Origin of the sequence: Miniphocaeibacter halophilus (assembly GCF_016458825.1) — a bacterium.
Classification (GTDB): Bacteria; Bacillota; Clostridia; order Tissierellales; family Peptoniphilaceae; genus Miniphocaeibacter; species Miniphocaeibacter halophilus.
Map to the genome: position 1 here is coordinate 759728 of NZ_CP066744.1, position 13571 is coordinate 773298.

Below are 13571 nucleotides of genomic sequence, written 5' to 3' on the forward strand. Positions count from 1 at the left end.
AATGAAAAATATACCTAATATATTATCTACATTTAGAATATTTTTAATTCCTTTTTTTGTATGGCAAATGCTTAAGGGTAACACAACTAATGCAGGTTTAATTTTAGTATTATCCGGCTTTACAGATTTTTTAGATGGGAATTTAGCTAGAAAATTTAATTGGATAACTGATTTAGGAAAAATCTTAGATCCTATTGCTGACAAATTAACTCAAGCGGCAATTTCCATTACAATGATTATTTCTATAAAAAAATACCAATATTTTTTTATAATTATGATTTTAAAGGATCTGATAATGCTTGTACTTGGCGGATATTTAATGAAAAATGGAATTAAATTAGAAGGAGCAAAATGGTTTGGTAAAATTTCAACTTTTGTATATTATGCAGTAATGATATTACTTTTATTTATTCCAAATATGCCTAACTTTATTGTTGTTTCCTTGTTGTTTATTGCAACTGTTACTGCTATTATATCTGCAGTTTTATATATTCCAGAATATATAAATAAACAAAAGGAAATATATTCTAAAAACAAAAAAATGTAGACTTTAAGGTCTACATTTTTTTAATCTTCCATATTTAATGCATCAATTATTACAGTTTTTATTTCTTTTCCACTTCTTTCAACGACTACAGAATGATTTTTAGATTCTGTATCTATATTTTTTCTATAATCATCACCTAGAATTATATTATAAATCTTTATAGGTTCTTTTTCAGAGTCCTCCCCTTGTAAGTTGATTTTCATTAAATCACTTGAATAATCAACCTTTACTTTATCTATTTTAAATTTTGGATTATTAAATATTAACGTATAATTTTCTTCTCCTTTAATAATTCCGCTAATTTCTTCATTTTCATCTATTGAATTGAAAAATTCTAAAATCTCATTATATTTCTCATTATTCATATTCAATTCCATTACTGTAGTTTTTCTCCCACTAGTACAGGATGTTAAAATAAATATAAATGAAATTATTAGTAAAATCTTTTTCATAAAACACACCTCTAACTCTATTACTTGTACTTATTATAACATAGTCATAATATTGCTGAAACTATAAAATATATATTTATACTATGATATAATATTTTTAACTGTTGGAGGTATTTTATGAGAAAATCTTGGAATGAATATTTTATTAATTTAGCAAAAGGTGTTGCTGAAAGAGGCACCTGTGACAGAGCTTACGTTGGCTGTGTTTTAGTTAATAAGGATAATAGAATTGTTTCTACAGGTTACAACGGATCCGTTTCAGGAAACCCTCATTGTGACGAAATTGGTCACACTATGAGAGATGGCCATTGTATAGCTACAATACATGCCGAAATGAACGCTTTGCTGTATTGTGCTAAAGAAGGTATTTCCGTTAAAGGATGTAAATGCTATGTAACTCATTTTCCTTGTCTCAATTGTACTAAAGCATTAATCCAAGCCGGAATATCAAAAATATACTATTTAAACGGTTATAGAATTGATGATTACGCTATTGAACTATTGGAAAAAAATAATATTGAACATATTGAATTAAAGTTTTAGTAAATATAAAAATCCAGAAATTCTGGATTTTTATATTTTTTTAAAATCTCTTTTTTATTTTTTCCTTTAATTCATCAAATTCTTTTGTAATTCTTTCCCTATATTTTTTAACCTTGGCTTTTCTTTCACCTGTTCTTTGTTCCCTTATTTTATATCTTGTTTCCCTCTCTAAATGTTTTTCAAGCTCTTTTGCTTCTTCAACTTCATACTGAACTTCAGATGCTTTAAATCTTGTTAGAACATGGTCATATTCTTCTATTTCTTTGTCTATGCCATCTATTTCCTCTTCTATTAAAAGAATAATAGCTTCCTCATCTTCATTTACTAAAATTCCCACTTGTTCTATTAAGGACATATTCTTAGTAGCATCTGCAATATCCATTCTATTTCCTATTAAAACGCCTAAACCACTAAATAATAGTATTCCTATTGGACCGCTTAGTATACCAACAAGGCCTCCTATTAGGCCTCCTTTTATCATATCATCTCTAGTGTCTAAGCCTGAATCATAAATATCTTCTACAATTATTTTACCGTTACTTTTACTTACTATAACCATTTGATTAATTGTATAATTATCTTTCATAGGGTTATTACTTAATTTGTCAAATACTTCATGAGCATCCTCACTATTTTTAAAATTTATTAAATCTACATTTTGTTTCATAGTGTATCCCCCCTCTATAATAATTTTATACCCTTTAAACTATTTTGTTTATCAATAATTGTTTTTTCTCAAATAAATACTAATTCATTAAAAATACAATTGACTTTTATACTTTAATATAATACTATTTCTAGTAATACATTTTTTTATTCATCAAAGGAGGACATAAGATGGAACATACAATTTCTGTTATTGTAGAGAACAAAGCCGGTGTACTTACAAGAGTCTCTGGTCTTTTCTCAAGAAGAGGATATAATATTAAAAGTTTAGCAGTTGGTGAAACGGATGTTCCGGGAATATCTAGAATGACCATTGTTGTAAACGGTGATGAGAAAACGATTGAACAAGTAGAGAAGCAACTCTATAAATTAATAGATGTTATTAAAGTCATCCATTTAACTGATGAGGAATTTGTTGAAAGAGAACTGGTACTGATTAAGTTAAATGTTAGTAAAAGCACAAGAACTGAAATTCTACAAGTTGTAGATATTTTCCGTTCTAAAGTAATTGATATGAATGTTAATTCCTTTGTTATTGAAGCAACAGGAACAACTAGCAAAATTTCCGCTTTGGAAAAGGCTTTACAACCATATGGTATACAGGAAATAGTTAGAACAGGTATGATAGCATTATCGAGAGGTGCTAAAAAAAGTAAGGGGGTATCCATTAAATGAAAATAACCGGTGCAAGAGCTGTAATTAAAGCATTAGAAGACAATAATATCAAATATATTTATGGTTATCCTGGAGGAGCTGTAACTCCCCTTTACGATGAACTTTTAAATACGGATATTGAGCATATATTAGTAAGAGAAGAGCAATCTGCCGCCCATGCTGCCAGTGGTCACTCCCGTACTTCGGATACTGTTGGAGTTTGTTTAGCAACATCCGGTCCTGGAGCTACTAATTTAGTAACAGGTATAGCTACAGCGTTTATGGATTCTGTTCCCTTAATAGCTATAACAGGACAGGTGTCCACTTCAATGGTTGGAACAGATGCCTTTCAGGAAGTTGACATTACAGGAATAACTTTACCAATAGTTAAACATAGCTATTTAGTAAAAGATGCTTCTGAAATTCCACAAATTTTTGCAAATGCCTTTCATATAGCAAATACAGGTAGAAAGGGACCTGTTCTTATAGATATTCCTAAGGATATTCAATTAACTAGCTTTGAATATGTTGAACCAACTAAGCCAAAATTAATGGGCTATAATCCAAATTATTACCCTAATATAAAACAAGTAGCAAGAATTAAAAAAATTTTAGAAAAGTCTAAAAAACCTCTTTTGTTAATAGGAGGAGGCGCTGTTTATTCAAAATGTTTTAAAGAATTAGAAGAATTATTTGAAAAAGTAAATGCTCCAATATTAACTACTCTAATGGGTAAATCGGCTATTAATAATAATTTAGAAAATTATTTCGGCATGCTAGGACTTCATGGCACAGCAGCTTCAAATTATGCCATTAACCAATGTGATTTAATTCTTAGTCTTGGAGCAAGGTTCGATGACAGAGCAACTATGCTTACAGATAATTTTGCTAAAAATGCAACTATTGTTCATGTTGATATTGACCCTGCTGAATTAGGAAAGAACATCACTACTCACTACCCGGTAGTTTCAGACATTAAAAATTTTCTAGATGAATTTAATCCAATTATTGAAAAATTAGATTATTCTAACTGGATTAATGATATTAAAAAGCTAGATGAAAAATATCCAATGAAATACAATAAAGAAAATATAAATCCACCAATGGTTATAGATAGATTATGTAACTTAACTAAGGGTGAAGCCTATATTTGTACTGAAGTTGGACAACATCAAATGTTTGCAGCTCAGTTTTATAAATTTTCAAAGCCTGACCGCTTTGTTACCTCTGGTGGATTAGGTACAATGGGATATGGACTACCAGCTGCTATTGGAGTAGCTAAAGCCAACCCTGATGCCACTGTTATAAATATTTGTGGTGATGGTTCTCTACAAATGAATTTTGCCGAAATTGCCACAGCCTTAGAGCAAAATTTACCTATTAAATTATTTTTATTTAATAATTCATCCTTAAATTTAGTAAGACAATTACAATATTTTGGCAGCAATAAAAGGTATAGTGGTATAGAATTTACATGTAATCCGGATTTTTGCAAATTAGTAAAATCCTACCCTAATACCGAAGCCTATAGAATAGATGATATTTCACAAATAGATGATGTAATTAACAAGGCTTTAAATAACGGAAAATTTACATTGGTAGAAGTTAATACCCAAACAACGGAAATAGTTTATCCTGTTGCTTCTGCAAGACTAGGTGTGAAAAAGCTTGATTATTTTGACGGAGAGGAGATTTTATATTAAGTTGAAATTTCTAAAATAGTATTTTTGTTTTTATAAAAGATTAGTAGTGTAACACTATTAATCTTTTTTTATATAATGATGTATAATTTATATAGACTAAAAAATAAATATCTAAAAATAACGGAGGTTGTTTTGGCTGATTCAAATATTATGAATATTATATCTATTGCTTTTGTTGCAATACTTACAATATACGCTTATTCAAAATACGATAAAAGACATAAGGAAAGAAAGAGACTATCTAAGATTGAAGATGAAAAAATTTGTTATTTATTTTCAAACGCCTATGTAAATATACTATCTATTAATGGAAAAATACCTGTTCCTATGATTAAAGATGATTTTGATGTATTTACAAAAATTCCCGATAAATCAAAAGGATATATTTTTGAATATACAAATGTGTTGGAATTAAAATACCAATATGTAGAACTTCATGCTTTAAAGAAATCTGTGCAAACAGATGAAATTACTTCAATTTATACTGTCAAACCCGGACATGTATATTATATCTACGGTGAAGATAAAAATGATAGTGAGTTGTCTTTAAAATTTAAAGATATAACTAAAGAAACAAAAATAAAAAAAGGAGAGTAATTAAACTCTCCTTTAAATATTATACTAATGTAACACCACCATCAACTAGTAGCAATTGCCCTGTTACATAATTTGATGCATCTGATGATAAGTACATAATTGTACCTATTAATTCTTCCATTTTTCCTAAACGTCCTGAAGGATTATTTGCAAGATAGTTCTTAATTAAATCTTTTTCTTCTTTTAATTCATCTTCAAATATTCCCAATCCTATAGCATTTACAGTAATACCGTCCTTCATATAGGTAGCTGCTGTTGCTTTAGTAAGACCAACCATTGCTGCCTTAGATACATTATAGGCATGTCTAACTAAAACATCATCTTTACTAAATGAAATTGCACTTGCTGATGAAGTATTTACGATTTTTCCATAATTGTTTTTCTTCATTTCCGGAACTAAATATTTCATAGCTAAATATGCAGATCTAACATTTACATTCATAGAGGTATTCCATTCTTCTTCTGTTAATTCTTCAACAGAACCGTGTTGAATTACACCAGAGTTATTAAATAGAATATCTATTCTACCAAATCTTTCAACTATTTCCTTTGCTGAATTTTTAATACTTTCCTCATCGGTTACATCACATTCAAAGGCAGCTGCTATATAGCCCTTGTCTCCCATCTCTTTAAAAAGATCATCTAAATCACTTTTATTTTTAGCTAAAATAGCTACCTTTGCTCCACAATCTCCATAACCTAAAGCTGCTAATTTTCCTATTCTTGAATCTGCCCCAAATACTACTGCAACCTTGTCTTTAAAATCAAAATAATTCATATTTCCTCCTTAGTATAGATAATTTAAACAAATATTAAATTATCCTTTTAATTTATTATTATATTAATACCATTATATACAATAAATAATGTTTTGAAAATGTTTTTCAAGAAATTCTATTTATACTTAAATATAGGGGAACATATAAACAGAAAACATTTCCCATAAAATAATGTAATATTAAAATTATCCTTTTACAGAAAATAGACATGAAAATCATGTCTATTTTTATCTTATATTATATTATACTAATGTAATTCCACCATCTACTAAAATTAATTGTCCTGTTACGTAATTTGACGCATCTGAAGACAGATACATTATTGTACCAATTAATTCTTCCATTTTACCCGGTCTACCTGCAGGATTTGACGCATTATAAGCTTTCATAAAACCCTCATGCTTAAATAGAGTTCCCTCAGTCATTTCGGTTTCAAATAGTCCCGGCCCAATAGTATTAATAGTAATACCATCTTTCATATATGTAGCCGCAGCTGCTTTTGTTAAACCTACCATTGCTGACTTTGAAACATTATATGCATGTCTAACTAAATCTTCATTTTTATCAAATAATACTGCATTTACAGAAGCTGTATTTATAACTTTTCCATAATGATTTTTCTTCATCTCTGGAATCAAATACTTCATAGTCATATAAGCTCCTCTAACATTTGTATTCATTGACTTATTCCACTGCTCAACAGTAATATTTTCAATAGAGCCTGGTACAGCAATACCTGCGTTATTAAATAAAATATCTATTTTCCCATATTTCTCAACTATTTCTTTTGCTGCATTTTTAATGCTGTCTTCACTTGTAACATCACATTCGAATGCAGTAGCTATATAACCTTTATCATGCATTTCTTTAACAAGGTCATCAAGTTTTTCTTTTCTTCTCGCTAAAACAGCTACCTTTGCTCCAGAATCACCATAACCTAAAGCTGCTGCCTTACCTATTCCGGAAGAAGCTCCAAATACTACTGCAACTTTATCTGTAAAATCAAAAAAATTCATAACTCCTCCAATATGCACTTTTTTTATAGATAATACTTATTCGTCTATTTAACGTTTTCATACTACCTATTATAGATATTATAACCAATTATATCACTTTTGAAAAGGTTTTACTCTCTTTTTTTCATATTTTTTATAAGTGTAATTTTAAATACCATTAAAGTAAACTATACTTGACTTTTTGCATGTTTTATTTCGCTATGTTTTTAAGAGGTTTTATATGGGATAGATTGTAAAATTAAATGCAACACCTAAAATAAAAAAACTCATAACAAATTCCGATATTCGTGTAAAATGTTAATAATCACAAAAACACACACGAAGGAGAATGTTATGAGTCAGGTCTACTCTTTAGAGTATAAACATCTTACCATGGATGATAGAAATAAAATAGAAGTTTTGAAAAAAGAAAATTAAAAAAAAGAATTTTAGAAATTAAAAATCCAAATAGAAAAAGTCTAGAAAATCTAGACTTTTTCTATTTTCACTCCTATATCTATTGGTTTTGCATGGTACATAGCCGTTGTTACAAGTCCATTTGCACCGGTTTGAGCATATTCCAATATATTATTTTCATTAATTCCTCCTGCTGCTAAAATTATTATACTTGGATTAATTAATTTTAACTCCTTTATTAATTTCGTAAGTTCCGAAGCTTTTACCTTGTCAAACTGTAATCCATCTATTCCTGCCCTTGTAAGAATTTTAGCTTCTTCAAAGTCCTTTACCTCTACTACTATTTTCTTCTCACAACATTTTAGCTTTACCATATCTAATTTTTTTACAAAATTTTCTATTCCACCTAAAAATTCCTTATGTTGATCAAATACAAGTATTGTTTCAGATAGTCCCATTCTATGGGGAACCCCCCTCCCATTAATATGGCTTTTGTAACCTGTTTTTTTGTTCCCGGAAAAACCTTCCTAGTTGTTAATATAGGAATATTAAACCCGTTATTTTTAAGTAAATTTACCAACTTTCTAGTTTTACTTGCTATTCCACAACTGTTATCTAAAAGATTTTGTCCAACTTTCCAAGCATACTGAACATTCTTCACATTTCCAAGTCCCGATATTAACTCAGAGTCTTTTTCAACTTCTACACCTGATTTAACAAAATTTTCAGTTTTTATTCCCAATATTTCAAATACTCCCCTAACTTCTTCAGTTCCACTAACTATACAGTTTTCCCTTGTAAAATAAGAAATTCTCGCTTCCCCTTCCTCTATTCCCAAAGAAAAACTCGTTAGATCAAAATATGGTATATCTTCTTCAATAAATTTTTCCAGTTCCTCTCTTTTAAAAAACATTTTCCCTCCTAATAAATAAAAATACTAATGACCCTTTACTTGTTCTAATATTATAAAACAGTAACTATTATAATTTATTTATATTTATCTAGTTCTAAAACTTCTTTTGATATTTTCCTTATAGTTTCAATATCATGGTCTATTAATAGTATAGCTCTTTTTGTAGAATCGTCTTTTAATAATTCAATAATTTTATTTTTCAACTTTAAATCCAATCCATTAAAGGGTTCATCTAGTACAAATAAATCGGATTTATATCCAAATCCTCTAGCAAATGAAACTCTCCTTTTCATTCCATTTGAAAGCTCCTTAGGATATTTGTTACCATCATTTTCCATTTCTATTGTTTTTAATAATTCTCTAGTTCTATTCTTATTATTTACCACATAATTAATATTTTGAAAAGTATTTAAATTGGGAATTAATCTGTTTTCCGGAAAAACTGTAGAAAATTTTATTTTTTTACTATATTCTATTACTCCTGATGTTAATTCTTCTAAACCCATTATTATTCTTGCTAAAGTTGTTTTTCCACAACCGGAAGGTCCTATAATAGAATATATGCCTCTGGAACCTATTTTAAAATTCAAATCTTTAAAGAGTATTTTTTTATTAAATTCTTTTGAAATATTTTTACATTCTATCAATTAGAATCTCCTTTTACCTTATATGATTTCTTTGAATATATACTAGTTAAAAGCAATATTATTTTTTCTGTTAATATACTCATAATTATTACAACTATTGTCCAAGCAAATATTTCATCTGTATTGATATATATTTTTCCATCAGCTATATGGCTACCTATTGTCATAGTTGCTGATGCCATGACTTCTGCTGTTATTACAGATTTCCATGCATAGCCAAATCCTGTATGAACTGCCGCCAGTAAAAACGGTAGGGAATGTGGCAAGTAGATATTTCTTAATTGACTTACTTTACTTACTTTAAAAAATTCTGACATTTCAATTAAATTGTAGTTTACGGCTTTAAATCCCTCTGTTACATTACGCCAAACTAAGGGCAATACCATAAAAACAGATACCAATATTGGCAATTTTTCAACTTTCATAAACACCAAGGCAAGTATAATAAAAGAAGCTATGGGAGTTACTCTTAATATGTTGAAAATAGGTAAAAATATATCTTTTGTTATAGGAATTAATAAATTTAATACTGCAAAGAAAACTCCTAAGATATAGGCTATTGTAAAACCAAAACCTATGCTTTTAACTGAATTTAATACTGAAATATAAAAGTTTTTTTCCTGTATTAATTCCAGTAATTTCGTAATTACATTTCTAGGTGACGGTAGCACAATAGGTTTATTTACTACTAGATACATAATTTCCCAAATAAAAATCCAAAAGAATAATATTAATAGATTTTTAATTAGTTTTTTCATATTTACTTAGTAAAATAAAAATCATCAGATGGTAATTTTCCACCTACAGACTCTGGATTTGCAGCAAAGAGAATTTCAAAAAATGGCTTTAGTTTTGTTTTCATCTCTTCTCCGTCAATATAAACCTGATTGCTTTTTGGTATTGCCTCCAATGCTATTTTTTCCGGAACTATATTGAATTTTCCACAATATTTTGCTGTATTTTCCAAATCACTATGGACTAATTCACAAGAGTTTTTATATTCTTCTACAAAGCTATTTAAAACTTCCTTGTTTTCTTCAGCAAATTTTTTACTTACTACTGTACACCCTTGAGATAATATAATATCCTCCTCGATTTTGTTCCATTCCTCTGTTAAATCCGATACTATTTTTATATTTTCATTTTCTGCCATAACTTTACTTAAAGTTGGCTCCGGAATGGTTGCTATTGACACTTGATCAGCTGCAAGTAAACCGGATATTTCCTCATGACCGGGATAATATGTAATATTTACATCATTTTTTGGATCTATTCCCTTTTTATTTAAAATATATTCAAGGGTATACTGTGGTATTGCTCCCTTACCACTAGCAGAAATCTCTTTACCTTTAATGTCATCAAGAGTTTTTATTGACTCATCTGTTGATACTAGCTTAATTACTCCTAAAGTATTAACTGCTAATATTTCTATTTCGCCATTGGTTTTGTTATATAGCGTTGCTGCCATATTAGTAGGAATAGTTGCTATGTCCAATTCTCCGGAAATTAATTTTGCATTTAATTCGTCCGGTGCTCCTCCAATAATAAAATCATAGTTATTTTTAGTATTTCCCTTTTCATTTTCATTCATTAAATTCACAATACCTATTCCTGGAAAGCCTTTAATTGTTCCAACTTTAACCTTTGTTTTTTCAACTTCTACAACTGTTTCTTCAGTAATTTCAGTTTCTTTTTTTACCTTATCTTCTCCATTACTACAAGCTACCAATAAAACCGATAAAATTAAAAGCAATGCTATTTTCTTTAAATATTTCATTTTTCCTCCTTATATTTTTAAGAATATATCGCCTTATAAAAAAATCACACACTTTCGTGTGCATATTATCATTATACTTTTAAAAATATAATCTTTCAAATAAAAAACAGCTATTATGGAAATTACTCCATTAATAGCTGTTGAGTTTATTCTGCTGCTGTAGCTTCTGTTGGTGCTTCTGTTGAAGTTTCACCTGTTGTATCCGTTGGTGATGTTTCTGCTATAGGTTCAGTAGCATCAACTGGTGCAGGGTTATATGGAGCTATAGTCACTTCTCCTGTTAATTCATTTATATCCCCTTCTTTTATTTTTCCTATATGTTGAATTACTATTTTTGAACCTTCTTTAAAATCTGCAAGTTTTGCCTCTTCACCTTTTTCATTTAAAGCTTTTGTATCTTTATTTTCAGTGAAAGTATATTTTTTACCTACAAATTTTTCATCACTGCCTGCTTCACCTTCAATACCAACAATTGTGAATTTTTTCTTTCCTTCTACTTCTTCTATTTTTTCTACATCTGCATAAAATACACTTGTCATTTTAGCTCTTTCTGCGTCTTCTTTTTTTGTCTTAGCTGTATCCCATATTCCGAATATAGAAAGGGCTACAATTAAAGCTCCCATAACTATAAAAAATTTCTTCATTTATTCCTCCAAATCGATTATAATGTTTAAAATACAAAGGTTATTATACCATATTATTCATATATAATTAAGTAATTTCTAATTAGCTTTTATAAACTTTTCGTAAATCTCCTCTAATACCCCATCATTATTACTAGAATCTGCTACATAATCCACTACATTTTTTATTTCATCAATAGCATTTGATACTGCTACAGAAAGTCCTGCGACTTTTAACATTTCCAGGTCATTATGGTTATCACCAATAGCTATAACCTCTTCAACATTAATTCCTAATATTTTACATAGGTTTCTAATTCCCTCTCCTTTGTTTACCTCTGGTGAGTTAAATTCCAAATATCTGTTAGATGAAAAAGTATAACCTGCTTTAGAACGAATTTTACCTTCTAGGTCTTTAACTATTTCCTTTAAATAATCCATATTGGTATTTTGGAAGATTACTTTTGCAATATTTTGATTTTTTAAAAAATCTATACTCTCTTGAATACTTTGCCATTTTATACCTTTTTCCTTCATTAACCTAGCTTCATCTTCGTTAATATTATATACATAAAGATTATCGTTAGTATAAACTTGTATGCCAACATCCTTTTTTAATCCATACTTAAATAATTCCTCTGCTGTTATAAAATCCAAACCTTTAAAGTATAAAATCTCTCCATCTTTTGCTTTAGTTATTGCAGCACCGTTTAACCCGATTATATATTCATCATCTAATTTATCGAAGCCTAACCATTTGATTTCATTCTGTAGGGAATTTTGCCCTCTTCCTGATGCCGGAACAAACTTTATTCCATAATCCTCATCTAATAATTTAACTATTTCTAAATTATTTTTGGGAATTTCACTTTTATCATTTAAAAAAGTTTCATCCATATCACTTGCTATTAATTTATATTTCATCTTTTACTCCTAATCAAATTCCACTTTAAAATCCTTATTATAGTAAGCTTTAAAACACATTTTCACCTGTTCAACTGTTGTTCTGTCCCTTGACATTTCAGGAATTTCATCAATTCCAAAATATCCACTTTTTAAAGTTTCAATATTTTTTTGAAATCTCCCCCCGTTTAATTTACATAAAACAAATACCTTTATAATATTATAAATATATTCCGGTTCATTATGTTTTTTTCTATCCTGTACAGAAATAATACTTACAGGTTCTACATCTACTCCGGCCTCTTCCATTGTTTCCTTAATAATATTCTCCCTTAAGGAAAGATTATGGTCAACCCAGCCTCCCGGCATTGTCCAAAGCTTATTTAGTTCTTGAACAAGTAGGATTTTATCTTCTTTAAAAACAGCCGCTCTGCAATCTAGCTTAGGGGTTTCATATCCTATTTTCGTAAAGAATAATCTGTCTATATTTTCAAAATCATCTTTGTTTTTATAATTTTTTATTTCTTCTGATATTTCTCTTATTCTATTGAGTCTGTCTATATCAAAAACATCTTTAGTCCTATTAACTCCATATTTATAAATATCTTCTAGCTCTTTTGTAACCTTATTCCAATTTAAACTGCCCATTAAAACACCACCTATTAGTCAAATAAAACATCTGAACTTAAATTATTATAAGCATTAAAACACATTTCAATTTGTTTGTAATTTGTCTTACTTGTCATTAATTGAGGAAGATTGTCTAGTTTGAAATATCCACTTTTAATAGTTTCTTCATTTTCCTCAAATTCTCCATTTATATATTCACATAAAACAAAAAACCTACATAAATCATATATATAAATTGGTCTATTATGTTTTTTCCTATCCTGTATTGCAATTAATCTTGTTGGTTTAACCCTAAGACCCGCTTCCTCTTTCACTTCTTTTATAATATTTTCCTTTATTGATAAATCCGGCTCTACCCAGCCACCAGGTAAAGTCCATAAGCCGTTATTTTCCTGTACTAATAAAATTTTGTTCTCATTAAATACAGCTGCCCTACTATCTAATTTAGGCGTTTGATATCCAGCATCCTTAGAAAAAAACTCTTCTATTTCCTCATAGCTATGGCTGGAGTATCCTTCAATAATATCATAGGATAAATCCCTTATTTTTTCATATTCCTTTAATAAATTTTCATCTTTACAATAAAAAAGTCCTGAAAGTGCTAACGACCTTAATTCATTAGCCCAGTTTAACCATTGAAATTTATTCATATCTTACCTTTCTTAACGATGCTTTAAATTATAATATAGCTCATATAAATAATTTTATATTATATAGAAAAATAA

General features: G+C 28.8%; 16 protein-coding genes and 1 pseudogene. 5 read left to right on the top strand and 12 right to left on the bottom strand.

The window, feature by feature from the left end; all coding sequences use genetic code 11:
• Position 1: 1 nt before the first annotated feature.
• A complete protein-coding gene (locus JFY71_RS03740) occupies positions 2 to 547 on the top strand; it encodes a CDP-alcohol phosphatidyltransferase family protein (protein WP_243661709.1) in 546 nt (181 codons plus the stop codon).
• 20 nt (positions 548 to 567) lie between these two features.
• Here JFY71_RS03740 and JFY71_RS03745 read toward each other — a convergent pair whose 3' ends face one another.
• Positions 568 to 999 carry a lipoprotein gene (locus tag JFY71_RS03745; protein WP_243661710.1) on the bottom strand — a complete coding sequence of 144 codons (432 nt, stop codon included), beginning with the start codon at positions 997 to 999 and terminating at the stop codon, positions 568 to 570.
• 117 nt (positions 1000 to 1116) lie between these two features.
• Between JFY71_RS03745 and JFY71_RS03750 the strand changes: the two genes are divergently transcribed.
• Positions 1117 to 1542, top strand: a complete 426-nt coding sequence (locus JFY71_RS03750) for a deoxycytidylate deaminase (protein WP_243661711.1) — start codon at positions 1117 to 1119, stop codon at positions 1540 to 1542.
• A 40-nt stretch (positions 1543 to 1582) separates the two neighbouring features.
• Here JFY71_RS03750 and JFY71_RS03755 read toward each other — a convergent pair whose 3' ends face one another.
• Positions 1583 to 2209, bottom strand: coding sequence for a DUF1269 domain-containing protein (locus JFY71_RS03755; protein WP_243661712.1), 627 nt, complete (start codon positions 2207 to 2209; stop codon positions 1583 to 1585).
• Positions 2210 to 2379: 170 nt separating this feature from the next.
• On the opposite strand from JFY71_RS03755, the gene ilvN reads away from it, so the two are divergent.
• The 3 genes from ilvN (at position 2380) to JFY71_RS03770 (ending at position 5162) form a co-directional block, all read left to right on the top strand.
• A complete protein-coding gene (gene ilvN, locus JFY71_RS03760) occupies positions 2380 to 2883 on the top strand; it encodes an acetolactate synthase small subunit (RefSeq protein ID WP_243661713.1) in 504 nt (167 codons plus the stop codon).
• The gene (gene ilvB, locus JFY71_RS03765) at positions 2880 to 4565 is read left to right on the top strand and encodes a biosynthetic-type acetolactate synthase large subunit (RefSeq protein ID WP_243661714.1); all 1686 of its coding nucleotides are present in this window, start codon (positions 2880 to 2882) and stop codon (positions 4563 to 4565) included. The genes ilvN and ilvB overlap by 4 nt, the downstream gene beginning before the upstream one ends.
• A gap of 132 nt (positions 4566 to 4697) precedes the next feature.
• Entirely contained in the window at positions 4698 to 5162 is a 465-nt protein-coding gene (locus JFY71_RS03770; RefSeq protein WP_243661715.1) for a hypothetical protein, read from the top strand.
• Positions 5163 to 5181: 19 nt separating this feature from the next.
• Here the strand turns inward: JFY71_RS03770 and JFY71_RS03775 are convergent, their stop codons facing one another.
• The 10 genes and pseudogenes from JFY71_RS03775 to JFY71_RS03825 form a co-directional block, all read right to left on the bottom strand.
• A complete protein-coding gene (locus JFY71_RS03775; RefSeq protein ID WP_243661716.1) occupies positions 5182 to 5940 on the bottom strand; it encodes an SDR family NAD(P)-dependent oxidoreductase in 759 nt (252 codons plus the stop codon).
• A 243-nt stretch (positions 5941 to 6183) separates the two neighbouring features.
• Complete coding sequence (locus tag JFY71_RS03780) at positions 6184 to 6957, bottom strand: SDR family NAD(P)-dependent oxidoreductase (protein WP_243661717.1); 774 nt, start codon at positions 6955 to 6957, stop codon at positions 6184 to 6186.
• Positions 6958 to 7424: 467 nt separating this feature from the next.
• Positions 7425 to 8266 (bottom strand): annotated as a pseudogene (modD, locus tag JFY71_RS12160) (ModD protein).
• 74 nt (positions 8267 to 8340) lie between these two features.
• Positions 8341 to 8913 (bottom strand): ATP-binding cassette domain-containing protein, encoded by a 573-nt coding sequence (locus JFY71_RS03795; protein ID WP_243661720.1) that lies wholly within the window; start codon positions 8911 to 8913, stop codon positions 8341 to 8343.
• A complete protein-coding gene (locus JFY71_RS03800; protein WP_243661721.1) occupies positions 8910 to 9611 on the bottom strand; it encodes an ABC transporter permease in 702 nt (233 codons plus the stop codon). Before JFY71_RS03800 ends, JFY71_RS03795 begins: the two co-directional genes overlap by 4 nt.
• Positions 9612 to 9673: 62 nt before the next feature.
• Entirely contained in the window at positions 9674 to 10690 is a 1017-nt protein-coding gene (locus tag JFY71_RS03805) for an ABC transporter substrate-binding protein (protein WP_243661722.1), read from the bottom strand.
• Between the two features lie 146 nt (positions 10691 to 10836).
• Positions 10837 to 11334 (bottom strand): hypothetical protein, encoded by a 498-nt coding sequence (locus tag JFY71_RS03810; protein WP_243661723.1) that lies wholly within the window; start codon positions 11332 to 11334, stop codon positions 10837 to 10839.
• 78 nt (positions 11335 to 11412) lie between these two features.
• The gene (locus JFY71_RS03815) at positions 11413 to 12237 is read right to left on the bottom strand and encodes an HAD family hydrolase (protein WP_243661724.1); all 825 of its coding nucleotides are present in this window, start codon (positions 12235 to 12237) and stop codon (positions 11413 to 11415) included.
• A gap of 9 nt (positions 12238 to 12246) precedes the next feature.
• Complete coding sequence (locus JFY71_RS03820; protein ID WP_243661725.1) at positions 12247 to 12864, bottom strand: NUDIX domain-containing protein; 618 nt, start codon at positions 12862 to 12864, stop codon at positions 12247 to 12249.
• A 14-nt stretch (positions 12865 to 12878) separates the two neighbouring features.
• A complete protein-coding gene (locus JFY71_RS03825; RefSeq protein ID WP_243661726.1) occupies positions 12879 to 13496 on the bottom strand; it encodes an NUDIX hydrolase N-terminal domain-containing protein in 618 nt (205 codons plus the stop codon).
• Positions 13497 to 13571: the final 75 nt, after the last annotated feature.